This window comes from Streptomyces albireticuli, from assembly GCF_021228125.1.
GTDB lineage: Bacteria > Actinomycetota > Actinomycetes > Streptomycetales > Streptomycetaceae > Streptomyces > Streptomyces albireticuli.
Genome location: NZ_JAJQQS010000025.1, coordinates 1 through 26,636, shown reverse-complemented (window position 1 = coordinate 26,636; position 26,636 = coordinate 1). Strand labels below are relative to the sequence as shown.

The following is a 26,636-nucleotide window of genomic DNA, read 5'->3' as shown; positions in this document are numbered from 1 at the left end:
TGGCCAGGCCCCCAGCCTAGCGGTTCACGCCATCACCTGCTTACACCTCCCCGATCGTGTCGATCGTCGGATTGGTCAGCGGAATCGCAGCCCATCAGCCCGCGAAACACGGCGCACCATCGGCCTCTCACCGTCAGCGAACTGCCAGAAATGCAAACTAACAAGTAGTTAGGACTGATTTCTGGTCACTTCCGCCGATCAGGCGGAAAGCCATTGCCTCCCGGTCGGCAGGAGAAGAAGGATTGAGCCCATGGTCATGAGCCGAGGCACCTTCGACGACGTTCCCCTGTCCGTGCGTTCCCAAAGCTCCGGCTCGCTGAACGAAGCGTCAACCACCGTGCCGCCCGCGCCGTGGACGCGAGCCGCCCCGGGGGAGATCCGCGGCAATGGCAATGGACACAGCCCAACCACCTTCCCCAGTCCTCGGTTCTCGGCCCAAGCGTCTCCGTAATAGTCCTCTGCGCGGACATGAACGTCCTCGATGAGAGGGGCGATCAATTGGAGTTCACCCTCGAGGTACTCCGGCGACCGGATGGCAGGCTCTCGGTGTGTGCCGCGGCGAACGTGGGCTTGCTGGTGCGACACCGATCACGCCACGCATGATGTGGACGCCCGTGAGATCGCCGTCGATGCGGAGACCTCACTCGGTCAGGCATTCACCACAGCCACCCACCACCTGATCCGGCTGATGGACAGCCCTCACAACCCGGACTTCTGGCGCGACCGGGCATGCCTTCCGCTGTGCTGAGGACGGCATCCACGGACAGATGGCCCTGCCCCTTCATAGGCACCGCGAGCACTGGACCGCGAGGAACAAGAGCTTCGTGCCCACGGCGACGTGCTGCCTACGGCCCCTCCCAGTTCCGCACTGCCGGGTCGGTCCCGCCGACCGGATGCCGCGCAGAAGCGTTTGCTCATAGGCGCTCTGGTGAGACGCGCGAACCCGGGACGGCCGCCCGCCATGGGCCATGCTCATCTCCGGCACCGTCTTCGCACTTGTCTACATGCAGACCATGATGGCGATCCCACTGACCCTCGACCGCCGCTGCTGCCTTGAACCCACCGACACCAAGCTGCTGTTCACCGCCTTGGCCGCGACCGTCATCGCGACCAATCCGCCCTGTGCCTGTGCCGCCTTGCTCACCGAATCCGCGGCCCTTGCCTTCGACGATGTCTGCCGGCGATCGGCCTGGCGCCGGCTACGCGATGGCGCTCACCGTCCCGAGGTCTCTGACGCGGACAGTCCTCCGGAGCCTGGATGAAGTCCCCATCCTGGGCCGCTTCCTCAGCGTCGTGGCAGGCTTTGGCTCCACCCGACGATGCCGACCGCTACCTCACCACGTACGGCATCCGCTGGGGACACGGTCACGGTCGCTGCTGCCCCGGTCACCGCCACCCACGTGTACGAACACGGGGCCGTCGCCACCCTGCGGGGCGATAGCGCAGGCATCTGTGTGGTGCCGGCAGCCGCGCAACCCCTCGTCGTCAAACCACTCATCAGCCGCGCGAGGCGGCTCCAACCGGCCTGCGGTACCCCCTGGCGAAGCTACCCGGGCAGCAGATACGACAGAATTCCTGCGGGCTCATGCCGCTCAGCCCGACCAAGCCAAGCGCTCACGGACCAACTGAAGTGCATGGTCCTCTTCACCACGCGCTCTCTCTGGGGCTCGTAAGCCGCTACACCTACTGGTAGCACGTCCTACAAGGGCGGATCGAGGGTGCCAGGGAGGACAAAAATCCGCAGGCGCCCCGCTGAGCCTTTGTCATAGCTGCGTGGACCCGATCACCCACGGAGCCTCGCGAACGGGCTTCAGAGACCCGGTTATGGGAGTCGCTTTTCTCCGCATATGGGAGAAAGTAGCTTTTGGTCCCCTTGCTGGGATCTGAATCCGCCGACTCTCTCGGCGCTGCCCAAGCTGGACCTCACCCGTACACCCGCGGCAGGGGCATCAAAATCACTCAGCAAGCCATGTCGGTATGCACCCTGCTCGACCGCACCATCGCGAACCTGCTCGCCGGGACGGATCCGCAGACGGTGTGGCGGCTCGCCCTGGCCGACGTGGCGAAGGCAGCCGACCAGTGACGCCACCGCCGGCCGACGCGGTCGGAGTGATCGGTGCCGGAGCCGTCGGCCAGAGTGTGGCCATGCTGCTGGCCGCCGGGGGCTGGTGCGAGTCCGTCCGCATCGTCTCCCGCACCGGGCTCTCGGCCCAGGCCCTGGTGACCGATCTGGAGGACATGTGCCAGGTCACCGCCTCCTCCGTCCGGGCGGTCCACGTCGCCGACGCCGGACAGCTCGCCTCCTGCGAAGCGGTGGTCGTCTGTCCACGGGGGGATTTCGCCAACACCGCCCGCACCGACATCCGGATGGCCGGCCTGAACGCCAACGCCCCCGTCATCGCCGGCGTCGCACGGAAACTGGCCCACTACCAGGGACTCGTGGTCATGGTGACCAACCCCGTCGACGTCCTCACCCGCCTGTTCGCCGAAGTCTCCGGCTGCCCCCGCGTCTACGGAGTCGGCTCGAACACCGACACCGCCCGCTACCGCCTCACCCTCGCCCGCCTCCTCGACGTGCCCGCGCAGGCTGTGGTCGGCCACGTGATCGGCGAGCACGGCGACCAGGCCGTGGTGTGCGCGTCGGCTACCCGCGTCGGCGACCTGCCTGTGCCGGTGCCCCCGCGGCAGGTGCTCGACGAGCTGACCGACCGCCCCCGGCGGATGAACGCAGGGCTGGGCCGTACCCGCTGCGGCCCGGCCGGGGCGGTGATCGCCGCCCTCCGCGCAGGCCTGGGCCTGGACGACACGGTGACGCAGTTGTGCGTCAACCACGAGGGGAGGTGGAGGGGAATTCCGTTGCGCTTCTCCGCCGGAACCCCGACCGTGTGCCTCTCCCGGCTGGACGCCGCCGAGGCCCGTCAGCTGATAGCCGCCGACGCCAAGCTCCGTGATGCCTACGAGCCCCTGGCCCGCCTGTACGTCCCCGTTGCAACCCCGACAGAAGGAGAAGACCGCAGTGCACCAGGCCGCTGTCCGTATCGCCACGGCCACCCAGGCCGCGACCGTCACCAGCAACAGCCCGGTGGTCACAGACTGGGCCCTTCGCTACTTCGGCCCCTGGTGGAATGCCACCAGCACCGCCCCGGACACCAACACAGCAGTGATCGCCGACGTCAACCCCGACCAGGTCACCGAGATCGCCCAGTACGAGGCCGACCACTCCCACGAGGGGACCGACTACGCGAACTCGACCATGCACGTCGACCGGGACGACGGCGGCACCGTGGCCGCCTCCCAGCCCGACGACAAACTCGTCTACCGGGCCGAGCCCGGCGGGCCTCTGCGCATTTACGGGTGCGAAGACGTTCCCGTCGCCCTGGCCGCCGCACGGCTCGCCCGCGAGGTCGTCCGCGGGCAACTCCTCGCGGACGGCTGGTCGATCCTGCACGCCTCCGCCGTCGTCCGTGACGGGCAGACCGCGCTGACCTTGGGCGACAAGGGCGCCGGAAAGACCACCACCGCCCTCCTCCTAGCCCGGGCCGGCTGGCAGTTGCTGGCCAACGACCGCGTCTTCATCCGCCGCGAGGGCGACCGGCTGCGGGTCCTGCCCTGGCCTTCGGCCGCCGCCATCGGCCTGGGCCTCCTCGGTGCCCTCGGCTGGTACGACCAGGTCCGCGAACGCGTCCAGCGCGGCGAACAACTCCACCCCACCCAGCACCAGAAGGTGACCGACGCCCTCCACTCCGGCAGCCGCACGCCCCTGTGGAACGAGTCCGGCAAGGAGCTCAAGCCCCAGTTCTTCCCCGACCAGCTCCACTCCTGGCTCGGCCTGACCCTGGCCACCGAAGGACACGCCACCCGCATCCTCTTCCCTGAGATCACCCCCGGCACCGAGCCCGCTCTCCTCGACGAGGACCGAAGCGCAGGGCCCGGCGACTTCTTCACCGCCGGTACCGAAGACCGCTACCCCGACGTCTTCGGCCTCCTGCCCACAGACCTCCCCGACACTCAGCCTCTGCTCGAACTCCTTGGCGACCTCCCCCGAAATTCCCTGTCCCTGGGGCACAGCGTGAAGGCGAACACCGACTTCCTCGCGCAGGTCACAGACACGACCGCATGAATGAACCATGGCGGGGATGCCCCACGGCATCCCCGCCATGCTCAGCTCCCTTGGCCGAGATGAGGGGGTCGGCGTAATCAGGAGGAGACACGGGCAGGGATGAGGAACACTCGCTGAATGATCGTGATGCAGCCCGTCCTGGAGATACACGAGTCTGACGGCTTTGGCCTCTGGCCTGTCGCCGGGATCGAGTCGTTCGGCTTCCTTCCTCTCAGCGGCGAGCTCTCACCCACTGAAGTCGGGACGGCGGTGATGAGCGTCGCCAGCTGCAATGACATCGACCCCGACGGCGACCGCCCGCCTCGCCCGGCCGACGCACTCGACTCGTTCCTTCACGGAATGCTGCCCTTCGACAGCCTCTTCGCGGCCGGCGGCCTGAGGGTCACCGACACCTCGACAGGCGTCATCTTCCTGCCCGGCTGCTGTGATGGACTGGAGGACTGGCGCGACTGGCACCGGCTCGTCGACGGCGGCAGCCTGCTCGGGTTCGGTCACGAGCCCGTCTCACCGGTTGCGGAGCGCTTTGGCGACATCGTCCGGCTCACTGTCAACGTCGAGCAAAGCGACAGCCCGGTGATCGAGATGTCCGTCGATGAGCTCCGCAACCTGCTGACCGGTGCCGAGCGTGATCTGGCCGATTTCCTCGCGCTGGCAGCCGAGTGGGCCTCCAGTCACCTGCCTGGCCATTGCGCTCCTGTCACAGCCGCCCTCGCCCGCATCGTCGACCTTCCCGCGCCGGCCCTACCGTCGAAGGCGTAGGACGGCGAGCCCGGCTTCGCTGGCCAAGAAGGCCGCTGAGATTACGGGGGTCAAGGCAGGCCGGGGAGTTGCCTGACGCCGTCGGCGTGATGACGACTGAGTAGGTGTTTTTGAAGGCTCGCCTCAGGCCGCTCCTTCGTGATCATTAGGCTGTCGGCATGGCTGAGGGCGAGAGCGCGGCGGTTGTGGAGACTGACATCGATGACCTAGGCGGGTCCAGGACCCGTGTATGGGTGGAGCGGAGTCTTCGTTCTGGAGACCGAGTCTGTGCTGTGGCAGCGTTGCGAGGGGGCTGGACATCGCAGATGCGTCGCCTCGATGTTGAGGGGGAAGGTGAGCCGTATTCCCTCGTGCTCCGGTCTTTCGTCAAACCGTTCTTCGTAAGGCATGCCCTGGGACTGCTGACGCGGGAAGCGGACATCCTCCGTCTGCTCGCGGACACGAACGTACCGGCCGCTCGTCTTCATGGCGTTGATGCGGCAGCGGAGCACTGCGACCATCCGTCGCTGCTGATGTCGTTGCTTCCAGGGAGCCTCAGACTGGACGGGGAGGACATCGAGCGGAAAACAGAGCTCCTGGCCCGGCAGTTGGTGGCGATCCACGGGGTGCTCGTTCCAGAAGGAGCCCGGCCGCGCACCTATCAGGCGTGGACCAGCCCAGAGCGGGTGCGGCTTCCCGAGAACGCGAAACAGCCGGAAGTGTGGCAGCGTGCCGTGGAGGTGATCCGACAGCCGCCCCCGGCCTACCGGCCTTGCTTCCTGCACCGGGACTTCCACCCCGGGAACGTGCTCTTCGCGGGAGAAGGAGCCGATCTGACGATCACGGGTGTCGTGGACTGGGTGGAGACGTCCTGGGGACCCGCTGACCTGGACGTGGCCCACTGCTCCACTGCGCTTGCTCTGCTTCACGGAGTGCCCGTCGGAATGCGGCTTGCGGATCACTACGTCGCAGCCGGTGGAACGCTCAGTGACGACCCCGCTGATCACCTGTACTGGCGTGTGCTGGATGCGCTGGCCTTCGCACCGGACGCGGAGAAGGTCGCCGAGCCCTGGCGGGAAATCGGGAGGGAAGATCTGACACCAGCCGTTCTCGCCCAGCGCTTGGAGGAGTACCTTCAAGCGCTCTTCAGCCAGTACGGCTGAGGACTCGGTGGTCAGCGTCGTCCGATGGCAGCCTGCGCTGCCGGTGTCCTAGTGATTCGAAGCGCTCACCGAGGCCGAGGGGCGCACGCCTTCCGACGCGCTCATCGAGGCCATGCACGACTGGGTCAATAGGAGGCGGCGTCAGCACGGGACGGACGACGTGCCGGAGGCCGCCGCCGAGTAAGGTCACCGTCATCCAACTGTCGGCGTCTTCCGGGTCCACTGGCTCGTTCGGGGACTCCTGCGGGTCAGGCGCCGCGTCATCATGGTGATGAGTGCCCAGTTCAGATGGGCTTCAGAGTGTTGGGGCAAGCGTTCGTAGTCGCGTGCGTTGCGGCGGGCGTTCATGCACCAGCCGATCGTCCTCTCCTCGCCCCGTCGCCTGGCAGAGAGGCAGCGCGGGCGCTCGGCCCCGCTCATGGCCGCGTGGACGACTCCTTCGCCCGCGTTCCCCGCGCGGCGTTCCACGCCCGTACGCGCAGCGCCGCACGCACCAGGGCGCGGACAGGCCACGTCGGGGGAGAGGCGCCGATCGCTTCCAGGAACCGGGTGTCGAACAGGGTGTTCGTCCCCGCGTGGACGAGGGGCGCCAGGGCGCGGGGGAACCGGTCGGTGAGCAGGTTCCTGGTGGCCCTCATCAGCGCCCGGCCTTCGGGTGTCACGGCGAAGTGGCGTTGTTCGTAGGCGTCCATCCACGCCTCCAGGTCGTCGAACGAGCCTGGTATCGGCGGAAGGTTCATCCGTTGTCCCAGGTCGGCGTAGAAGGCGTGTGCCGAGGTCTTCTCCTGTGGTGTGGTGGGGCGCCGGCCGTGGGCGTCGATCCAGTGGATGGGGGCGACGCAGAACGCGGCCAGGACGTAGACGAACTCGTCGTCGCCTGCCGGTAGCCCGGCGTGCAGATGGTTGAGGGTCGTGACGGCCCGGGCTCCCGCCGGGTGGTGCGGTCCGTGATCGATGAGCGTGTAGATCAGGGCTCCGGTCGCCTTGGCACGGGCTTTGGGCCGGGTGGTCATCTTGCCCGTGCCGGCGAGGACCCTGGCGATGCCGGGCACGGCGAAGGTCCGGTAGAAGCCCAGGTTGAGGCCCAGGCGCAGGTCGTTCCCCAGTTCGCCGCGCGCCATGGCCCGGTAGACGGCGTGGGCCTGGGCGTAGGGGTCACCGTCCATGGCCGGTCCTCTCCCGCAGGCTCTGCCGCAGGGCCATGGTGACCGGCCGGCTTTCCAGCGCCCGGGCGATGAGAATCAGCTGGTCGAGTTCGGCGCGCTGCCCGCCCCGCGGGGTGGCCGCCAGCCGGAGGGGGCGTCGCGGTGCCGCGGTGCCCAGGCCCTGGGTGAGAGTGGCGGTCACGGCTTCGGCCAACGCCTGTGGGGACAGAGCTCGCGTCCGGGCGGTGTAGAGGAGGTTGTCGAGGGCGGCGTTGCGGGTCCGGATCGCGCCGAGGAGGGCGGCGGCCGAGGCGGCGGCTTCGACGCGCTCGGCGGAGTACTTCAGCCTACGGGCGTGGTGTCGGGCGATGTCGGCGGTGAGGGGGTCCTCCCAGATCCGCATGGCCAGCTGGGCGTCGCGGATCTCGGTGATGCACCGGCTGATCCGCCATCGTAGATCGCGTACCGCGACCTGGCGGCGGGTGGCCGGAGGGAGGGGGTCGAGGAGCAGGTGCCGGTCGGCGTCGGCCGCGACCAGCCACAGGGGCCGCAGCGCGAGGAGATCACGGCGGCGTCCCGCCCATGCCTGGACGGCGGGGTAGGCGAAGCCGGCGGCGATGAGCATGGCGCCGGCCGAGGCGAAGAAGGGGCCGACGACGGTGGAGAGTACGTCCCACGTCGTGCCTCCGCCGGTGGCGGCGGCGCTGATGGCGAGGAGTTTGCAGGTGCTGTAGCCGAGGGCGACCCGGCAGCCCCGGGAAATCAGCAGGACGCCGGTGCGCAGGGCTGTGCGTTCGGGTTCGCGGTCGGTGAGGTGTGCCGCGTGCCGTCGGCATGCCCGGCTGACGCCGAGCAGCGCGTAGGCGAAGCCCGCTTGGTAGACGAACTGGAACACGACGACGGTCGGCACGGTGGAGTAGAAGGTGTCGAAGTCCAGGGGGTGGGGGCCGCCGGTGAGCGCTCCCGTGCAAGCGGCGTACGCGAACAGGGCGGTCATGAGGGAAAGGGCCGTGGCGAAGACGGCCAGGCGGCGGATGACGCGTGGCCGGGCCGCTTCCCAGGCTTCGGCGGGGTGGCGGACTTCCGCGGACCACAGCGAGGCGAGGACCTGGGCCGAGCCGCTGAAGCAAGTGATGAAGCCGTAGACGAGCAGGGTGGCGAGGTCCGGGACGCCGGAGGCGCGGCCGATCCGTGTGTAGAGCGAGGGCGCGGCGGCGATGAACGCCAGCATGGGGAATCCGGTGCACAGGCAGACGGCGACAAGGGTCGCGGACGGGGCTTCGCGCAGCCCGTGCAGTTTGTAGAGGAGAACGCCGCCGGCTGCCAGCGCGCAGCCGAGGTAGAGCACGTCATGCACGGCCGCCCCAGGTGTGTTCGAGTGCGGGGGCGACCCAGGTGGCGGCGTGCGCGGAAGGCTGGGCGTGGGTGGCGAGGTGTTGCTGGAGCAGGGTGCCGATGATCTCGGCCTCCCGTTCCAGGGGGTCCCCGTACTGGGAGCGGTTCAGCATGCGTGCCACGGTGCCCGCGCTCAGTACGCGGGTGGCTGGCGGAGGCCGGTCGGTCGCTTCGTCACCGATGTCGGAGCACGGATGGCCGGAGATCAGGTGACCGAGCTCGTGGCTGATGATGTGTTCCTGGTGCCAGGCGCTGGTGTGCGCCTGGTAGACGATCCGGTAGACGCCGTGGCGCAACTCGCACTGCCCGGAGACCGACCGGGGGTCGAGCGAACGGGGAACGAGCTCGATGGGGTGGCCTATGCGCTCGGCGATGTGTGTGACGAGGGACCGGATGTCGCAGGTGCGGGGCAGTTCGAGCGAGGCCAGGCGCTTCTCGCAGTGCCGCCGGGTCACCTTGGTCCGTGCGCTGTCGCGTAAGGGCATGGCGGGCGGTCACCGCCCCCGTGCGCGGTGCCGGCCGGCGCGGTGCCGCTTCAGCACCTGCGGTGCGCGGGCCGGTGAGACGTACGCCGGAGGGTGGTACGTGGAACCTCGGGGCATCGCGGGGCCCTCCTCTCGGGGGCACAGCCGTCCCGCGCCCTATGATCACGTAAGGTCACAGACCATGCACGCTCCTGTCAATTATTATTGAACTCTCGGGCATCACAGGGCACTTAAGGCCCTCAGCGATCAAAAATAGCCCATTATTGTTGATTGCAGGTTCCCCGCGGTTGGCCGCGAGTCCTACACTGCATGCCCATGTCCACGCCTCCACGCCCGGATGAGGCGGCCCCAGGCGCTCCCGCTCCCACGGCCGCCGCGCTGCTCGGTCGCCGATTACAGCGCCTGATCGACACCGGCTACCCCACCGGAGAGCGGCGGTACACCGATGTGGAGATCGCGGAACACGTCAGGGTCTCCAGCCAGTACATCAGCAACCTGCGGAAGGGAAAGTCCGTCCCGACCCTGGAGAAGGCCGTCCGCCTGGCCGACTTCTTCGACATCCCCAGCTCGGACTACTTCCTGAGGCCGGCGGGCGACCCCGCGGTGCACGAGGTGGAACGCACCCTGCGCGCACTCGAAACCGGCGACCATCACCTCCCCACCGCCCCCGGAAGAAGGACAGCGCCTCCGGCGCCGGACCGCGACAACCCAGCCACCCGCATGGACGAACTCATGGTCAAGCACAGGGTCAAAGAGCTCGCATTGCGCGCCAACGAACTCTCCGACGAAGGACTGACAGCCGTCCTCGGCATCGTCGACCAGATCCTGGGCAACGACCGCCCCCCTCCACCCGCCCGCGACACGTGAGACACCACAGAACAGCCCGGAGCACACGACGCAGGGTGGGTGGGAAGAACATGATCGACGAGAGCGCACGACGGCCGGAGCGACCGTGGACCTGAAGAGGATGCGGCGATTATGCGCCGAACTGCTGAGCGGACTGGACCTGCCGGGCCCCGCACGCCCGGATGTCCTGTTCACCGCCCTGTGCGCCGGGATGAGCCGACGCCACGACCGCCCGGTCAGTCACCGGCTGGTGTCCTTCCCCGCCGGAACCGTCAGCGGCCTGTGGGTGGCCACCGACGCCCAGCACCTGGTGCTCTGCGAGAAGGACACCGCCCCGGTCCACCAGCTCGTCATCCTGGGACACGACCTGTGGCACCTGGAAGAGCACCACCGCGCCGACCCCGCCCTCAGCACGGCGGAGGCCGCCCCCTGCTCGCCCCCGGCACGGCCCACACCGCGCTACGACGGCTCGCGGCACGCACGGCCTTCTGCGACCACGACGAAACCGCGGCGGAGACGTTCGGCTCACTCCTGGGCAGCAGGGCCCGCAAATGGCTCGCTCAGGAAGCCCACGACAGCCTCCGCCAGGCACCGGTCTCAGGACTCGTCCAGCGCCTCGAAGCCTCCCTGGGACCCCAGAACCTCCAGGGGCCCGTGCGTGCCTGACCCGGTCTACTACCTCCCCTCGATCGTCGTGGGGACGGCGCTCTGCCTCAAACTGCGCGACCTCGCCCGCGCTCCGCAGGACACCCTGCTCCGCGTGGTCTGCGCCGTGCTCTTCTTCAGCTGCGGAACCTTCGCCTTCGCGGCCCCCACCAGCATCGCCTTCGTCAACCGCCTCACCGGGGTCCCCAACATCGCCGCCCCGCTCGTCTACTCCCTGCTCAGCGCCCTGGCCGCCTCCTGGCTCATCCTCATCGACCGCTGGCGCGGCGGCCCCGCGCCACAACGGGAGCGCGCCGCCCGCCGCTGGGCGGCGGGATACGGGCTCGTCATCGTCGCGCTGTGCGCCCTCTTCGCCCTGGGCAACGCTCCCGAGGAACGACGCGTCGACCTGGACACCTACTACGCCAACACCCCGTTCATCCGGGAAATGATCGTCCTGTACCTCCTCGCCACCGGCGTCGCCGCGATCTCGATCAGTACCGTCTGCGGCAGCTGGGCCCGACACGCCACCGGACGGCCCTGGCTCCAGCGCGGCCTGCGCGTCCTGACGGCCGGCTTCCTGTGCAACCTGGGATTCGACCTCACCAAACTCGCGGCCGTCGCCGCCCGCTGGACGGGCACCGACTGGGACAACCTCAGCACGCTGGCCGCACCCCGGTTCGGCGCGATGGGCACGCTGTGCATCGCCACCGGCTTCCTCCTACCCCTCCTGGGACACCACCTCACCGCCGCCGGCGACACCTTCGCCGCCCTCCGGACCCACCCGGCCCTCCACTGCCTATGGGCCACGCTCTCCACGGCCACCCCCGGCGTGGTCGCGAACGTCCCGGTCCCCTGGTGGGCCGTCGACCTGCGACTGACCCGGCGCATCGCGGAAATCCACGACGGACGCCTGGCCCTGCGCCCCTACTTCGAGGCCACCGTCGCCGACGCCGCCCTGGAACGGGCGCACCGGACCGGCAGGACCGGCAGGGAAGCCGAAGCCATCGCCGAGGCCGCGGTACTCGCCGTGGCCGCACAGAAGAAGAGCGCCGGCCTCCCCACCCCCGCCCTCCCCCTCGACCAGCAACCCAGAAGCACCACCGCCGAGCCCCCGCTGCCACTGACCGCACTCGTCCGGGTCTCCCGAGCACTACGGCACTCACCCATCGTCGCCACCGCCCGCCGACACCTCCAGGAGCAGGAGACAACCACCCATGCACCAGCCGAACAGGACCACTGACCACCGCCCGGCCCGCCACCGGCGGGCAGTGATCCTCGGCGCGGGAATGACCGGCATGCTCGCCGCCGCCGCACTCGCCCCGCACACCGACGAAATCATCCTCGTCGACCGGGACGAGCTGCCTCCCGAGCCCGCACCCCGCAAGGGCCTCCCGCAGGCACGCCACGCCCACCTCCTGTGGTCCGGCGGCGCCCGCACCATCGAAAGCCTCCTGCCCGGCACCCACCAGCGCTGGCTGGAGGCCGGGGCACGCCGCATCGCCCTGCCCACCGGGCTGGCCTCACTGTCCCCCCAGGGCTGGATACGCCGGTGGCCCGAGATGCAGTACCTCATCGCCTGCACCCGTGACCTCCTGGACTGGGTCGTCCGCGAACAAGCCCTCGCCCTGCCCGGCGTCACCCTCCTCCGCCGCACCGAACCCGTCACTCTCCTGGGAAACGCGCGCCACGTCACCGGCGTACGCGTACGCGACACCGCCGACGGCACGGAACAGGACCTGGAGGCCGGCCTCGTCGTCGACGCCACCGGTCGCGGCTCCCGCATCCCCCAGTGGCTCACCGACCTCGGCCTGCCCCGCGTGCACGAGGAGGTCGTGGACTCCGGCCTCGTCTACGCCACACGCATCTTCCGCGCCCCCGACGGCACGGAGGATTTCCCCGTCGTCAACGTCCAGGCCGACACCCGCGAACCCGTCCCCGGACAGACCGCCACCCTGGTCCCCATCGAGGACCGACGGTGGCTGGTCACCCTCTCCGGCACCCGCGGCGGCGAACCGACCAAGGACCCCGCCCTCTTCGAACCCTTCGCCCGCCAGGTCCGCCACCCCGTCGTCGCCGACCTCATCACCGATGCCGAACCCCTCACCGACGTCACCGTCACCCGCAGCACCGTCAACCGCCGCCGCTACTACGAACGCCTGGCCACCTGGCCCGCCGGCCTGACCGTCCTCGGCGACGCCGTCGCCACCTACAACCCCGTCTACGGACACGGCATGTCCGTCGCCGCGCACAGCGCCCAAGCCCTCCGCACCGAACTGACCCGGCATCCCCTGGACGCCTCCGAACTCGCCCGCCGCGTCCAACGCGCCACCGGCAAGGCCGTCGACACCGCCTGGGCCCTGGCCACCGGCCAGGACATCCTCTACCCCGGAGCCACCGGAACCCAGCCCCCGCCCGCGGCCCGCCTGCTGCGCGCCTACATGGACCGCGTCGCCCTCACCGCCACCGGCCGCCCGGCCGTGGCCCGCGCCCTGATCTCCGCCATGACGCTCTCCAGGCCCCTCACCACCTTGGCGACGCCGGACATGATGATCGCGGCACTGCGAGGCCCCGGCCGGCGCCCCCTGACCGGACCACCACTGACCACCGCCGAACTGTCCTTCCAGCACGCCCGGCGAGCCCGGAGCTGACGGGCCGGTCCTGCCCCGTTCTGCCGGTTCCGTGCTCCCTCGCTCCCGGGAACCGGTAAATTCGCGTGATCGGGGAAGGAGTTCCGGCCGAAGGGGTGCGTATGGGCGACAGCCAGGTCACGATCGAGCTGACGAGCGACGAGGCCCTGGTGCTGTCGCACTGGCTGGAGAAGCTCCGGATGACCGAGCTCAGGCACGTCGTCGACCCGGCGGTGTGGGCGCCGATCCACCGGATCGCCGGAACGCTGGACAGGACGCTTCCCGACCTGTTCGCACCTGACTACGACCAGCGGCTGAAGGCGGCTCGTCAGCGGCTTCGGCCGGAGGACTGACCGGGCTGCCCGGGCGCGAAACGCCTGCCCGTCGCGGGCCGGGGCCGGCAGAAAGCCCGGGCCCGCTCGCACGGGCGGGTTACCTGATCAGCCCAGCTGCCGCTTGCGCAGCGCGTCGGCGGTGCTAGCGACAGTTGGACCGCAGCCGGTCGATAGAACACCACCCGGTCCTCGGGGCAGGCGACGACGAGGGTGGGGCGGTGTGGGACGCCGGGCCGCCGTCCACCGGTCATTCCTCAGGTGCTACTTCTCCTGACCGGGGTTGTCCGGACGCGCCGTGGTACTCACTGATGACCGCCTCGATCGCGTCCTGCACTGCCGGGGGCAAACCCGCGGAGCGGCGCAGGATCCTGCGCGCCCGCCCGTCACGGTAGGCGGCGAGATCGGCCAGGTCCGCGCGGACCGCGGCGGCGACCTCATCGCTCCGGAAGAAGTCCAGCGGGACACCGAAGAAGCCGGCGAGTCGTACCGCCGTGTCGAAGGATGGCTGGTTCCTGCCCGAACGCAGATAGCCGATGGCAGTGGTGCTCAAGCCGGTGGCCCGGGCCACCTCGCCGTTGGTGTAGGGCCGGCCTTGCGAGGCCGGGTACATATCAGCGAACAAGATGTCCAGGCGCTCGGCGAACTGGAGGTCAGCGACGCGCTCACCCGTTTTCGCGCTGGTACCGCCCATGCGAAACTCCCCGGCTGCTGGTGCGCGTCGGATCGGACAGGCAGCAGTATGCCCATCCTCGGCGATCTTTACTAGCCGCGGCCTCACTGATCGGCCGTCCTCAACACGCTTGGAAAATAGCCAAATTGAGTAATGAAATTCCGTCCCACCTTACCTCAACAACCGTTGACACCCGGTGGTCAGCCCGCAATGATCGACCCGTCGTCCGGTGCGGGGGCTCTTGCGGACGGTGCGCGACCGGCAACCCGAAACCGCCGGTGCGACACAGCGAGGGGGGCCAGGCACAGGCGTGAACGACTCAGCCGGTACGACGGCTACTGTTGATCAGCGCAGGACTGCCGCCATGGCCGCCGCGGAACTCCCGGGCGGTTCACCGCCGTGTGGCTCCGTGCCGCCTACGGCCGCGCCCGCTCTTCAAAAGGCTGCTCGGACGCACTCCCGGCCCGCACTCCGTGTCCCACCGATGTGCCCCTTGCCCGGAGACGGGCACAAGGACGTGAAGATGCCCTAGAGCCGTGCGGCATGGAACGCCGCGAACCTTCATACGGACCGACCTGGCGACGCCAATCACCAGGCGGCCCCTTCACAGCTCGTGTCATAACCCGAGCCAGGGCCTGGACCGAGGCACCTTCCACAGTCACGCGATCCAGGCGGAACGCCACCCTTCCAGGGCAGCCCCTCGCAATGCGGGCCGTCCTGTTCCCAAAAGCAGGAAGGAAGCGCTGCTCATCATGCAGCATCACGCTGCCATCTGTCAGCTACAGCATGCCCGCTCCCAGCCTATGGAACCCCCTACCTTCCCGGCCGCCACAGCAGCTCCGGACGCCTCCCGCCCGCCCGCTCCACCCACCACAAGCGGGCACCGTGGCGGAGCCGGAGGGCCCGCACCGAGCGCCACGGTTCCAGACCCTGAAACCACCCTGCCTCCCGGCCACGCCTTCCCAGTAGTACGCGGCGAGGACCAGGACATCCTGCGCACCGCATCCCGCCGTGCTCAGCCCCGGGCCTGGACGCGTGCCGTGACCTGGCTGGTCGGCGCGGGCCTGCACCCGAAGGCCGGCCCCACGACGCTGGCGGTGGCCCGGGACCTGGCGCGGCGGATGGACTACCAGCGCGGAATCGTCCTGTACGACCTGATCGGCACGGCGCGGCGCCTGGAGGTGTCGGTGGCCACGGTCAAACGGCATGTCGCGGTCCTCAGGGAGCTGGGCGCGCTGGTCTGGCTGGTGCACGGATCCAAGCGCAACCTCCGCTTACCCGGCCGGAAATACGTGGCGACGGCCACCGTGTACGGCGCCGTCATCCCGGCCGTGTACGACAGGGCCATGGGACACCGACTGGCAGGAACCGGCTACGGGGGCCGGGTCATCGGCGTCCGCGGGACCGGGAACCGCCGGCGCCGCACCGATGCTTCCCCGAAAAGGCACCGCCCCGGTCGCCCGGGGAGCCGTGCGCCCCATTCTCTCGCATCCACCCCTCGCGGACGAGATCGTGTAGATGGTGGTGGGGAAAGAACTACGCGAGCGCGTCGAAGAAGAACGAGACCGCCCCGGAAGAGCACCCTGGGCCACACCGTCACAGCCGCCATGTACGGCACAGCGGATCGACTCGCCCGCTCGTTACGGCCTCTGCACCCCTGGGCCCAGCACGCGACCATTCCGGAACTGTCCTGGGCACTGGTCGACAAAGTCGCCGAGGGCTGGGACGAACGAAGCATCAACGTCTGGCTGAGGGAGATCTCCCCGGCCATCCGGTTCGGCTGCACCACCGCCTGGCGGCCACAACGCCCCCACCTGTACATCGCCGCGCAGCTACGCCTTGACGCCTGGATGCGGGAAGAGGCCCTCCGACGCAGCTCCGAGAACGACGAGGGCTCTGTCCCGAACCAGGAGTTCCTCGCCGCCCTCGCCACTCTGCGTGCCTCGCACGGAGTCCACGCCGTCATGTCCCCTTTACCCGGGATCGAAGCCCTGAGCGAGGACGACCTCATCGATTTGCGTCAGGCCGCACGCGCCGCCTATCGGCGAGGGGACACCGCATTGATCATTAACGCGGTGGAGGAGCTCGGCTGGTCGGCCGCGGGGTTCTTGTACGGAACCGGCCTCGTGGACCGTGCTCTGCGGCTGACCTACGCTCGACGCATCTGTCTGCACTGATGCTGTCCCGGCCATACCCCCGTGTTCAGTCGGGCAGGGTTCCTTACGTTGTAGGTGGGCTGGTTTCCTTTCATCCCTTGGTCTTCGCCCGGCGGCCTCCGCCGGGCGAAGACCAAGGGATGGCTCTCCCGTTTCTCGGTGCGCTCACGCTGGTTGTGGGCGGGAGTCCGCGGGGAAGACCGTTCGTCAGGAGCCGCTCTCCTCAAGGGAGGCACCGACAGCGAGGTAAAGCAGTTCGTTCCGAGGCGCCTGTGCCTTTACGGTGGCGCGATGGTGCACGTGCGGGAGATGGATGTGGCCGACATCGAGGCCGTTTCGACGATCCGAGTCCGAGGATGGCAGGCGGCGTACACCGGCATCGTTCCCCGGACGTATTTGGACGCGATGACGGTGGAAGGTGATGCCGCTCGACGGCGGCAGTGGCTTTCTCGACCTGGACGAAAGGCACGAGACCTTGTGGCGCTCGGTGACCGCGGCCCGGTGGGGTGGATCTGCTTCGGACCGTGTCGAAGTGAGATTCCCGCCCCGGGACGGGTCGGTGAGGTCTACGCCCTGTACGTATCGCAGGATCTGATCGGCCAGGGCATCGGCCAGATCCTCCTCGGTGAGGCTCATGATCAGATGAAGGGCCAAGGCTTCGAGGAATCAGCTTTGTGGGTTCTGCGTGACAACCAACGAGCCCAGCGCTTCTACGAGCGAGCCGGCTACCAGGCCGACGGGGCGGCTCAGGAAGACATCTACGACGGGATCACACTCACCGAGCTCCGCTACCAGCGCGTGCTTTGAGTCCAGCCCGGCCGCGACGCCGTCGGTTCCGGTGACGGGCGTGCGTCCGTGGGCCTGAGAGTCTGGCGTAGTCGGCGGGGTGTTCGTGGGTCATTGCCGGATGCGGGCGGAGGACACCGGCAGCTGGCGAGGTTGAAGGGGACGCTCATACCGGAGCCTATGGATGGTGGAGAGCCTCCCGCCCGGTGAGGCTCAACCGCATGACGCGGTCGACGAGGTGATGCGTGTACAGCCTCCGGGCGAAGGCTTCGCCACACGCCTCAACAGCCATCCGGATCATCTCCGGGTGCTTTTCCGCCGCCCGCAGATCGACGACTTCCTCGCGCGAGAGCTGCTCCAGGTCGGCCCTGCCGTCCTCGCCCACCCGCAAGGGCGGCAGGGCCTTGCCCCCGGGCTCCCGCGGGAGCGTCGTGAACGCCTCCGCGACCATGCGTCGCACCGCCGGGCTGGAGGGAGCCTGCCAGTCGCCGTGCCATTCGACGTGCCGCTGCTGGGCGGAGCGACGAGAGTCCCGCCAGGCGGCCACGCAGGCGGCACGCTTGGCCGGGGTGTCCAGCAGCAGATGGGCACCCCGGAGCCGGTGGGCGAGGAACGCCGCCGGACGGTGCACCCGACGCGCCACGTTCTCCACCTCCAGCCATGCGACGACCTCGGTGGCCGTCCACCCCGCGTCCGCGACGTGCCGTGCCACCCACGCGATGCGCGGTACGGCGGCCCGCCCGAGCCACGGCACTTGCTGGACGAGCTCGAACGCCAGCTGGTGGCGCCTGCCGACCTTGTTGAGCTTCCGACGGCCTCCCCGGGCGGATGTCTTCGAGCGGGAGGAACAGCGCTTTCCCGTGGCGAGCTTGCTCTCAGAGGGATGTATAGAGGTACCGGCAGAGGAAGACGGAGAGGTACTACCCCCCATTGGGGTGCAACGAAGATCGCCTGAAGGAACCGTCTTCGATCCTCTCGTCGAGCATTTCGAGCGGGGCTTTCGAACTTTCCTGGCCGCCTTGCGGGCCAGCGCTGCTATTACCGTCCGCCCGCTCTCCGAGATGCCCGTCACCCTCCGGTGGACGCCCTCGCCGACGGTGCGAAGCCCCAGGGCCTTGTCGAAGGCCGGCGGGATCGTCCGGGCGAACTCGCTCGCCTGGGCTCGCTCCCGGCGTACGCGCGAGCCTTTGACGATGTAGGTCAGCAGGCCGGCCTCGCGCAGTAGCTGCAGGTGGTATTGGATCGTTCTTTCACTCACCGTCAGCCGGCGTGCCAGGTAGGCGATGCCCGGGCGGCAGGGGGAGATCTGGGCCAGTAACTGGGCGACGCGCATAGTGGTGAGGCACCACCGCGGGCCGTGGCCACGGCCCGCGGTGGTGGTGTGGCCGTCGACCCAGTGGACTGCCTGCATCCAGCTGTAGGGGTCCGAGGCGATGCGGGTGAGAGTGGTGGAGACCCACTGCTGGGCCGGTGGCACGGGCCGCATGACCGCGATGTGGCGCGCGGGAGCGGAGGCGCGGGAAGGCATGAGCTGGTCCAGGCGGGTTCGGGTAGCGCGAAGCGGACCCGTGTCCCCCACTGGCAGGGGAAGGGGCCTTCAGGCGCGGTGGAGAACGGGGACGGGAACGGCTGTGGGCTTCCCTGGCGGTCAGGCCAGGGGGAACACCGGCTGGGACGCCGAAGCGGCATGGGTGGTCGCGGTGCGCGGATCGTGCGCTGCGACCACCCGCGTGCGGCTGGCGCGGGCCGGATAACGGCATCGGCCGAGGGCGTCGGCGGGTACGGACCAAGGTGACCGGGAGGGCGCCCGACTCGAAGACCGGTCTTGCCCGGCTGGGGACAGCCGCTTGTGGTCCGGGCACGCCCGGTCGCCGATCCGCGGGGGCGGGCGTGCCGATGCGGTGAGGGGCGCCTGGGGGTGCGGCTCTGCGTGGACGGCGTCGGCCAGGTGCCCGGAGCTGTGGTGGAAGGAGCTTCCCGGCATCACCTGCGGAGGGGACCAGACATGCTTCGAACGGCGTGCGCAGAGTGGTCCGTGGCGCGTCGAAGAAGCCGGCCCTGCTCATGACGGTTCCGAGGCTGGTGAAGCGGGCGGTGCTCCGGGGCCCCGGAGCAGGGGGCCTGGCATGAGCGCCGGTTGTAGCGCGGGTGGTGATCGCGAGGTGGCGCTGCGCTGAGGGGAGAAAAGTCAGGGACGGGGCGCCGTCGCTGTGGGAAGAGCCGTCCGTGGTGACGGAGCGGGTGGTTTCAGGCATGGCTGAGTCCAGCGGGTGAGCGGGAGAAGGAGAGAGGGCGTGGTGCCGGGACACGCTGCGGGCTGACCCCCGCCCCCGGAGAGTGAGTCCATGTGGGGGCGCGGCACAGGTGTCCGTCGGCGGGGCGTCAGGCTCCGGTCTTCGGCAGGACCGGGACGTCCCTGGGACGGGGTTCGGGCGTCTTCGGGGTAAGGACAGTGAGGCTGTCGACGACTTCTTCAGGTGTGATGCTGTCGGCGGTGATCACGTTCACCGCTCTGTCCGAGGGCTGCTACGCCGGCTCGGCCCTCGGCGCTTCATTGTTTATGGATGGCCTGCTGTGTTCGGAATGCTGAACGCCCGAACGGATCCCGCGCCGGACAGTGCCTCGGCAGATACCGAGATCTGTGGCGTTGCTGTGCCTTGCAGGTCCTGCGCCGTATGTGCGGTCGGCGGCGGGCTCATTCGTCCGGGGTTCAGCGCGATCGGGGGACCGAGCACGTCCGGATGCCGAGATCGGCCTGAGGGATATGCTCGAGGCTGGGTTGGTGCCACGCTCATGCGGTCTCCGGCTGTCTGGGGATCGACCGGACCTGGGTCACACCACAGGTTGTTCAGGCCGCGTAGTGGCCGGGTCCGGAACCCCGTCTCGAACAGAGCAAGCCCTGACAGGGATGAACGAGAGGGGTAGTGGTACCCCCTCCGGGTCGATACCGGAATCTACCTGAAGTCGGATCTGGTAGCAATCTTGAAGCTACAGTGATCGAGTCCGTCCCGATGCCGCCGCCGAGTTTTGGAGTTCACTGGTGCCGCCTCGCCAGTTCAATGGTCAGGGCCTGCGTACGATGCGCCGTAGTGCCGGCCTGCGCCAGGTGGACCTCGCCAAGATGCTGGGAGTCAGCAAGACAGCGGTCGTCGACTGGGAGAACGAACACTCTCCGTCGGCGGAACGACTGCCCGCGATCGCGGAGGCCCTTGGCGTCGACCTCGATGTCCTCTTCCCCCGTCTCGGTCAACCCGACCTCGCCGACCTGCGCGCCGACGCCCGGCTCACCCAGTCCAAGGCGGCCGTCGCGCTCGGCACGACCCGCGTACCGCTGAGCCAGGCGGAGACCGGCAAGAAACGTCTCTCGCCGACTCTCCTGGAAAGCGCCGCCAGCCTCTACGGCGTCACTCAAGAAGAACTCTCGGCGGCCCAGGAACGCTCCTTCGGCGTCGTGGCATCCAGCCCGGTGAGGACGGAACCGTCCCCCCGCACGCTGAGCGAGAAGATCCACGCCTACCTGGAAGGCCGCCCGAAGGTCACCAACGACGACGTGGCCACCGCGGTGAACCGCGCGACCGGCGCCAACCTCGTACCGCAGGACGTGGAAGACCTTCGCACGCGCGCGCGAACCGCCGAGGAGGTCTTCGCGGGACTGCCGATGGGACCGGTCCAGCAAGGGCTGGCCGAGGCGCTGGGGGTCACGCCCTTCGACTTCATGCCCGGAACGCAAGTGGAAGAGGAACTACTCGAACGCCTGGACTATCTGACGCGGAGACGAGAAGGAATCGCCATCGGCGCCCGTGGCGGGACCCGGAGCATTTCCCCTGAAATGGTGGCCACGATCACCGATCTGCTGCTGCGTAAGTCCGGCAAGCAAGCCCCTCAAGCCCCGCAATAGGCGCCGGGGACCCGCACCGGCCCGGCCTCGTCAGGTCCCGGAGGGAACTGCCGGCAGCCCTCAACGACATCCGTGGGGGCGTGAGATCCGAGATCGAGCCGATGCCCGGGGCGCCGCTCCCTCCCCGCCGGTCACAGCCAGGCGAAGACGAGAGGAGCGCCCTCTGTCGAGTACTACACGTGCTCCGTCGTGAACCGCCGATCCGCGCGATCGAGGATCTTGTCCACTGCGGCGGGAGTTATCCGGGCGTAGGAATCCTGGACCCGCACCAGCCAACGCCCTTCAGAGACACTGTCGGCGAAAGGCTTGGAAGGCAGGGCCGGTGCTGGTACTTCGAAACGGCGCCCCTGCCGGGCGGAGCGCAGGGCGGCGGCGATCCAATATGCCTCGGCCATCGCCTCCTGGTCGGGATGCTCGGCCGTGACGTCCTCGATGACCGCCCAGAGCTCGGGAACCACATAGTGGCGCAATTGCTCGACCGCGTCCCCCACTTCCTGGACCGCGCGGTCCAGGCGCACGTCCAGAGCAGGGGTGAAGCGCAGGGCTTCCCGCAACCGCGGAGCGAGCGGCTGGAAGGAAAGATCGGGGAACTGCCGGGCAAGGTCCCTCCGCAACGGGTGCAGGCGCCAGAGCATGCGGTGGGAACTCCAGCGCTGCACGACGACCTCCGTGGTCGGAAGACTGGCCCCGGAAGCGAACAGGGCGGCAGCCAGGACATTGAGCAAGCTGCTGAGCGATCCCACGGTGTGCGAGACGTCAGGAGAGGCGGGAACGAAGATCGTCCCCCATACGAAACTCACCCGGACCACGGAATACGCCGCCAGCAACCAGAGGCCGACGGATCCCAGCACCATGCCGATACGCAGGGCGGGCGATTCGGCACGCCGGCCGACGTGCCCCCACTGGTAGCCGCAGGTCGTGCAGGACAGGCCCAGATAGAGGTAGAACAGCGTCGAGAAGACCACCACGCCCCATTGACCGGCATGATCTGCGGCGAAGTCCCGGCTGGGCCGGGACCGGTCGACCACGACGAAGAACATGACGAGCATCACGGGGATGACGCCCACAGTGGCCCACCGGGCGAAACGAGCGGTCCCGCGCAAGAGGGCGAAGCGGCGTGGTGGGGCGTCCTGGCTGACTCCGTAGCTGGTCACCGCGTAATTGAGCAGTGCCAGCGAAGCGGCCATGCAGGCGAAGTCCTTGACCAGGGCGCTGAGGTCGTTGACACCGAGACCGTCGATGGCGTTCTTGACCGGGGGGAACCGGGCCCAGAGCGCTACGGCCCAGCCTGCGGAACACCCCCATAGCGCGCGCCGCAAGGGGTCGCCGTACCGGGTGGCCGGCAGGCGCCAGAGCGCCACAACGGTCATTTCGACACAGACGAACAGAATGAGAATGCTCAACATGGGGATGGTACTCGTCCTTATGTGCGGCGGCGCCGCGGTGGAGCCAGGGGGTGGGTCAAAGTGACTTCCATGACGCTGAGCAGGTCCTGCCCGACAGCGGACTGCTGACGGATCCGGTGCCGGATGAGGGAGGCGGACAGCTCCGCCTCCTGCTCGTCGCGGGTACCGTAGTGGGCGCGTGCGTTCATCACGGCACCCGTGCCAAGGGCTTCGGCGAGCAGCGGGCGCAGGGCATCGAGCAGTTCGTCCGCGACTTCCTGATCGTTGCCGTGGTCCAGCCACAGGTGCGCCAGCTCATGGAAAATCGTGTTAAGGGTCTGGTTCGGCGTGGGGCGGGGCCGGTAGAGGATGAAGTGGGCCTTGTCGATACTCACCCGCAAACCACAGACGGCCCGCAGGTCGTCGGTCGGGGAAGCCACCGGCAGCAGATGGATGACGCAGTCCCGGGCGGCCTCGATGTCGGCGATCAAATCATCCAGGGTGAAGGGGTCGGGCAGTGGAAAATCTTCCAACCGTTCCGTGCAGCTCCTGCTCAGCCGGCGCAGATCTCCGCCTCTGAAGAGCCGTTGGATCGCGCCGAGAATCTCTCGGCCTGGAGAGTGTGCGCCGTGTATGTACCGATGACGCATCGCCTTGCGGCTTTCCTCTCTCATGTCCCGCCCCTGCCGTCCCTTTCGTGAACACCCGAACTTTCCAAACAATCCCACGAGGGGATGACACACGCGGTTGTGGCCCGGACTCCCGCATCTGGACAGGCCGAGGAGTCCGAATCACGCAGGGGCGCGGCCCCGTCGTACCCCAGGTGACCTGGTGTTCCGCGACCACGGCGTTGAAGCACCGCCACGGCCCCTTGGGTGGCGGATTTCGCTCAGCTCGACTCCGCGCAGGCAACGCGACCGGACGCACGAGCCCACCCGGATTTCTCCGCCTGACTTCTCCGGGAGCGGCTCACCTTCGTCCCCGAAGCCCGCGACAGCCCTTACCCAACCCTGCCGATCCGCCGACAGACGACCGGCGTCGGGCATCACACAGTGGAATCCCTTTCAGCCCGGCGGGCGGTATGACCGTCACCCGGACGATCACCTGCATGCACACGCCATGTACGCTCCCAGCCATGCGATTTTCGGCGAATGCTCTTCTGTTCGACAGCGATGAAACGCTGGTGTCCTCGCTGCGGTCCGTCAGGCGCGTCTGGAGCCAGTGGACCGAGTCGTACGGCATGACCCTCGAAGAGGCCATGGCACGCGTCCAGGTGCACGGCCGCCCGGCCGCCGAGATCGCCGCCGCTCTCCTGCCCGCCGACCAGGTCGCTGAAGGAGTCCGCCGCCTGGTGGACGCGGAGGTGGCCGACGCGGTCGCCGGCAACGTGAAGCCGGTCCCCGGCGCGATCGAGCTGCTGGCTTCGCTGCCTCAAGACCGCTGGGCCGTAGTGACGTCCGGCAGCCGACGTATTGCCGAGGCGCGCCTCCACCAGGTGGGTATCCATCCCAAGTTCCTTGTCACGTCGGACGATGACCTCACCCACTACAAGCCGCACCCCGAGCCTTTCCTGCTGGCGGCCGAGCGGCTCGGGGTCGAACCGTCCCGCTGCGTGGTCTTCGAGGACGCGCCCGCGGGTCTGACGGCGGGGCGAGCGGCCGGTATGGCGACCATCGCGCTGACGACGACACACCGCGCGGACGAACTCGCGGCGGACGCCACGGTCGCGGACCTCACCGCCGTGTCCGCTCGGGTCATGGAGTCCGGAGACCTGGAGATCACCGTCAACTGAGCGCCGTGCGGCGGCCGTGGCCAGGGGTAAGAGGGGCCCGGTGGCCACCGCCGCCGGTAGCCGTCGAAGACGGCCGGGGCCCGGCGGGTCGGCGAACTGGCGGAGAGTGGCGGGAGCGCATGGTCGAACACAGGGGAGCGTTCCGAGACGACCGTCGCGACGGAGCCGGCCGCGCGCTGTCGCCCGCGCACCCAGCCGCGAGCGCTTGCCGTACCAGCGCCCGGCCAAGGAAGATGCCGACTGCCCCGCGCACGAGCAACAGTACTGAGCTCGGACGGGAGAGCCCGTGAATCCGCGAGCGCGGGAGCCGGCCACGGCCTGACTACCGGGGTGGAGCTGTTCCCACCGCATGGAGGAATTCCTCACTGATGTCGTCATTCCTCGGGAGTCGAGGCTGGGCAGGGCAGATCTGTGGCTTTGGAAGAGCCTGCCAACCGGTCCGTTCCCCCGTGCTCACCCGCACCACGGACATACAGTGCGACGGCCAGTCACGCCCGTCCCTTCTCCGGAGCCGTTCGAGGGAACGGGAGAAGGGCAGTGGTCAGCGCAGGCGCGACGCACCGATTGTCATCGGTGACCCTGGGTTTGGGTAGCACCAATCCCCGTATAATTCGAAATTAAACAAAGCAAGGTCGGTATCACAGAGGGGAACCCTCCAGATGGACCGCACACGGGTCACACGGATCCTCAGCCGCGCCCGGTTCCGAACGGACCCGGCCGACTACCCGCAGCTTGACGGGCTCCGCCTCGCGAACGGGATGAAGGAACGGGGCACCGGCAGGGGACGCCGCGTGGGCTACCTCACCCAGCAGGAGATCGACCTACTCCTCGGATTCGATACGCACTCCGGTCACCGACTGGACTTCTACTGCAGCCTCGAGCGGGCATCCCTCACCAGCCCGCCCGACCACCTCCTGCGCGCCGCCGCGAAGATCCTTCGCCTCAGCGAGGCCCAGTGGAGCGAGCTCCACCTCGCCGTCCACGGTTACAAGGCCCCCAGACCGCTCTCCCCCGAAGCCGGCCGCCGCGTCGCCCCTGCCTGGAAGCTGGCAATCCACTCCAGCACGGTCCCCGCCTACATCTCCACCTTCGAGTGGGACGTCATCGACCACAACTCCGCGGCCGACGCCCTCTTCGGAGGCGTCCCCAGCAACGTCATGCGCTGGATACTCTCCCTTCCCCCCTACAGCCACAGCCGCTGCCGGATGCCCGACTGGACAGAGAACTGGGGGCCCGTGGCCCTCTCCCAGCTGCGCTTCGCACTCAACGAGGAACCCCAGAACCAAACTCTGCGAGAGGTGGAAACAGAAGTACAGGCCGGTGACCTGGCCGAGATGTACCACCATCAGCGAGACCCGTACATCCACCCCGACGGAGCCAGGCGGAAGATGATCCACCATGGTCAGGGGGCCGTGGGAATCATGGACGCCGCAGCCTCCGAACCCATCGGCTCGCCAGGATGCCGAGTGGTCTACATGCATTGGTCACCGCTGGACAGTGCCTCTGCCCAGGAACGGGTCGAAGCCGACGTCCAGGGTGTTCTCCCGGCGTTTGGGCGGTGACGATCCGAACCGTGCCATCGGCTGCGAACAAATGGGCTACCCGTACGGATGTAAGCGGGCTGTTGGCTCTCGTCGCACGTACGGCATTGGGACGCCTGCAGCTGACTGGCACGGTCGGACCGCTGGTGGCCATACCCCCGCAGAAGCGGGGACGACTCCTCCATGAGGCACAAGGGTGTATCCGCGCTCCGAGCTTCCCCTGCGGACGCAGGGACGATGACCTCCTGCTGGGTCTCAGCCTGCGATCGGACGAGCTACCCCTGCGGACGCGGGGACGACCCAAAAAGCTTTCCCAGGCCCATCCCGTACACCGAGCTACCCCCGCGGGATGCGGGGACGACATGGCGGACAAGGACGCCCACAGATCCGGAGTGGAGCTACCCCCGCAGGATGCGGGGACGACACATCCAGCGGCCCCGACGCCCCGCCCGTCTCGGAGCTACCCCCGCAGGATGCGGGGACGACCGTCCGCCGTGGACGAGCTCGGCGTGGAGCCGGGAGCTACCCCCGCAGGATGCGGGGACGACACTCCTTGACCTGCGCTGACGCTAATAGGGGGGTCGACTCTCCTTCAGTTGTGCCGGTGGCCGGGGGACGCGTTCGGGGCCGATGTCAGTGGTCGGGCCTATGGTGCGGATCCACTGTATGGAAGGGGCCGCGCCGATGGAACACACGCCGTCGATTGTCGACTTGATGCACGTAATGGGGCTGTCGGAGGAAGCCGTCGTCAGGGTGTCGCGGTTATGGGGGAAGTCCGCAGGGGTCTTGACCCCGGGTTTTGGACACCGGAGAGACTTGGATCTTGATGGTCCAGGAGAACGGAGTCCCCGTGGGGATGAAGCATTACCCCGCCGAGTTCAAGGCGGACGCGGTGGCGTTGTACCG

At 68.6% G+C, this 26,636-nt stretch carries 20 protein-coding genes and 2 pseudogenes; 14 read left to right on the top strand and 8 right to left on the bottom strand.

Features of this window, described 5'->3' with window-relative positions:
* Positions 1 to 968 precede the first annotated feature (968 nt).
* The 5 genes and pseudogenes from LUZ64_RS32955 (at position 969) to LUZ64_RS32935 (ending at position 6,021) form a co-directional block, all read left to right on the top strand.
* On the top strand, positions 969 to 1,262 hold the full coding sequence (locus tag LUZ64_RS32955) for a hypothetical protein (protein WP_095582632.1): 294 nt from the start codon (positions 969 to 971) through the stop codon (positions 1,260 to 1,262).
* 775 nt (positions 1,263 to 2,037) lie between these two features.
* Positions 2,038 to 2,496, top strand: a pseudogene (locus LUZ64_RS32950) (lactate/malate family dehydrogenase); the annotation flags it as partial.
* A gap of 520 nt (positions 2,497 to 3,016) precedes the next feature.
* Positions 3,017 to 4,120: a phosphoenolpyruvate carboxykinase (ATP) gene (locus LUZ64_RS32945; protein WP_095582633.1), complete on the top strand. Its 1,104-nt coding sequence runs from the start codon at positions 3,017 to 3,019 to the stop codon at positions 4,118 to 4,120.
* Between the two features lie 117 nt (positions 4,121 to 4,237).
* Positions 4,238 to 4,879 (top strand): hypothetical protein, encoded by a 642-nt coding sequence (locus tag LUZ64_RS32940; protein WP_095582634.1) that lies wholly within the window; start codon positions 4,238 to 4,240, stop codon positions 4,877 to 4,879.
* Positions 4,880 to 5,037: 158 nt separating this feature from the next.
* Positions 5,038 to 6,021 carry a phosphotransferase family protein gene (locus LUZ64_RS32935; RefSeq protein ID WP_095582635.1) on the top strand — a complete coding sequence of 328 codons (984 nt, stop codon included), beginning with the start codon at positions 5,038 to 5,040 and terminating at the stop codon, positions 6,019 to 6,021.
* 210 nt (positions 6,022 to 6,231) lie between these two features.
* Here LUZ64_RS32935 and LUZ64_RS32930 read toward each other — a convergent pair.
* The 4 genes and pseudogenes from LUZ64_RS32930 to LUZ64_RS32915 form a co-directional block, all read right to left on the bottom strand.
* Positions 6,232 to 6,414 (bottom strand): annotated as a pseudogene (locus LUZ64_RS32930) (IS5-like element IS4811 family transposase); the annotation flags it as partial.
* Positions 6,415 to 6,437: 23 nt separating this feature from the next.
* Complete coding sequence (locus LUZ64_RS32925; RefSeq protein ID WP_095582637.1) at positions 6,438 to 7,187, bottom strand: oxygenase MpaB family protein; 750 nt, start codon at positions 7,185 to 7,187, stop codon at positions 6,438 to 6,440.
* Positions 7,177 to 8,523, bottom strand: a complete 1,347-nt coding sequence (locus LUZ64_RS32920) for a DUF6545 domain-containing protein (protein WP_143593284.1) — start codon at positions 8,521 to 8,523, stop codon at positions 7,177 to 7,179. The genes LUZ64_RS32925 and LUZ64_RS32920 overlap by 11 nt, the downstream gene beginning before the upstream one ends.
* Positions 8,516 to 9,046: a hypothetical protein gene (locus LUZ64_RS32915; protein WP_143593286.1), complete on the bottom strand. Its 531-nt coding sequence runs from the start codon at positions 9,044 to 9,046 to the stop codon at positions 8,516 to 8,518. The genes LUZ64_RS32920 and LUZ64_RS32915 overlap by 8 nt, the downstream gene beginning before the upstream one ends.
* A 315-nt stretch (positions 9,047 to 9,361) precedes the next feature.
* Here LUZ64_RS32915 and LUZ64_RS32910 point away from each other — a divergent pair, with 315 nt between their 5' ends.
* From LUZ64_RS32910 to LUZ64_RS32895, 4 genes are all read left to right on the top strand, one after another.
* Positions 9,362 to 9,913, top strand: a complete 552-nt coding sequence (locus LUZ64_RS32910; protein ID WP_170116825.1) for a helix-turn-helix domain-containing protein — start codon at positions 9,362 to 9,364, stop codon at positions 9,911 to 9,913.
* A gap of 85 nt (positions 9,914 to 9,998) precedes the next feature.
* The gene (locus LUZ64_RS32905; protein ID WP_232390564.1) at positions 9,999 to 11,780 is read left to right on the top strand and encodes an MAB_1171c family putative transporter; all 1,782 of its coding nucleotides are present in this window, start codon (positions 9,999 to 10,001) and stop codon (positions 11,778 to 11,780) included.
* Positions 11,755 to 13,188 (top strand): NAD(P)/FAD-dependent oxidoreductase, encoded by a 1,434-nt coding sequence (locus LUZ64_RS32900; protein WP_095583109.1) that lies wholly within the window; start codon positions 11,755 to 11,757, stop codon positions 13,186 to 13,188. Before LUZ64_RS32905 ends, LUZ64_RS32900 begins: the two co-directional genes overlap by 26 nt.
* A gap of 101 nt (positions 13,189 to 13,289) precedes the next feature.
* Complete coding sequence (locus LUZ64_RS32895) at positions 13,290 to 13,520, top strand: hypothetical protein (protein WP_095583108.1); 231 nt, start codon at positions 13,290 to 13,292, stop codon at positions 13,518 to 13,520.
* Between the two features lie 229 nt (positions 13,521 to 13,749).
* Here the strand turns inward: LUZ64_RS32895 and LUZ64_RS32890 are convergent, their stop codons facing one another.
* Complete coding sequence (locus tag LUZ64_RS32890; protein ID WP_095583107.1) at positions 13,750 to 14,193, bottom strand: helix-turn-helix domain-containing protein; 444 nt, start codon at positions 14,191 to 14,193, stop codon at positions 13,750 to 13,752.
* Between the two features lie 1,019 nt (positions 14,194 to 15,212).
* On the opposite strand from LUZ64_RS32890, the gene LUZ64_RS32885 reads away from it, so the two are divergent.
* Together LUZ64_RS32885 and LUZ64_RS32880 are read left to right on the top strand one after the other, a co-directional pair.
* The gene (locus LUZ64_RS32885; protein ID WP_143593355.1) at positions 15,213 to 16,349 is read left to right on the top strand and encodes a hypothetical protein; all 1,137 of its coding nucleotides are present in this window, start codon (positions 15,213 to 15,215) and stop codon (positions 16,347 to 16,349) included.
* Positions 16,350 to 16,619: 270 nt separating this feature from the next.
* Positions 16,620 to 17,135, top strand: a complete 516-nt coding sequence (locus tag LUZ64_RS32880) for a GNAT family N-acetyltransferase (protein WP_095583104.1) — start codon at positions 16,620 to 16,622, stop codon at positions 17,133 to 17,135.
* Positions 17,136 to 17,292: 157 nt separating this feature from the next.
* Here the strand turns inward: LUZ64_RS32880 and LUZ64_RS32875 are convergent, their stop codons facing one another.
* Positions 17,293 to 18,642: a helix-turn-helix domain-containing protein gene (locus LUZ64_RS32875; protein ID WP_232390546.1), complete on the bottom strand. Its 1,350-nt coding sequence runs from the start codon at positions 18,640 to 18,642 to the stop codon at positions 17,293 to 17,295.
* Positions 18,643 to 20,154: 1,512 nt separating this feature from the next.
* Here LUZ64_RS32875 and LUZ64_RS32870 point away from each other — a divergent pair.
* Positions 20,155 to 21,012 carry a helix-turn-helix transcriptional regulator gene (locus LUZ64_RS32870; protein WP_143593353.1) on the top strand — a complete coding sequence of 286 codons (858 nt, stop codon included), beginning with the start codon at positions 20,155 to 20,157 and terminating at the stop codon, positions 21,010 to 21,012.
* 173 nt (positions 21,013 to 21,185) lie between these two features.
* On the opposite strand, the gene LUZ64_RS32865 is transcribed toward LUZ64_RS32870, so the two are convergent.
* Positions 21,186 to 22,418 (bottom strand): MAB_1171c family putative transporter, encoded by a 1,233-nt coding sequence (locus tag LUZ64_RS32865; RefSeq protein ID WP_095583102.1) that lies wholly within the window; start codon positions 22,416 to 22,418, stop codon positions 21,186 to 21,188.
* A gap of 17 nt (positions 22,419 to 22,435) precedes the next feature.
* A complete protein-coding gene (locus LUZ64_RS32860; protein ID WP_107426661.1) occupies positions 22,436 to 23,071 on the bottom strand; it encodes an ImmA/IrrE family metallo-endopeptidase in 636 nt (211 codons plus the stop codon).
* A 461-nt stretch (positions 23,072 to 23,532) separates the two neighbouring features.
* On the opposite strand from LUZ64_RS32860, the gene LUZ64_RS32855 reads away from it, so the two are divergent.
* Both LUZ64_RS32855 and LUZ64_RS32850 read left to right on the top strand, forming a co-directional pair.
* Positions 23,533 to 24,189 carry an HAD-IA family hydrolase gene (locus LUZ64_RS32855; RefSeq protein ID WP_095583110.1) on the top strand — a complete coding sequence of 219 codons (657 nt, stop codon included), beginning with the start codon at positions 23,533 to 23,535 and terminating at the stop codon, positions 24,187 to 24,189.
* 659 nt (positions 24,190 to 24,848) lie between these two features.
* On the top strand, positions 24,849 to 25,751 hold the full coding sequence (locus LUZ64_RS32850; protein WP_095583100.1) for an MmyB family transcriptional regulator: 903 nt from the start codon (positions 24,849 to 24,851) through the stop codon (positions 25,749 to 25,751).
* Positions 25,752 to 26,636: the final 885 nt, after the last annotated feature.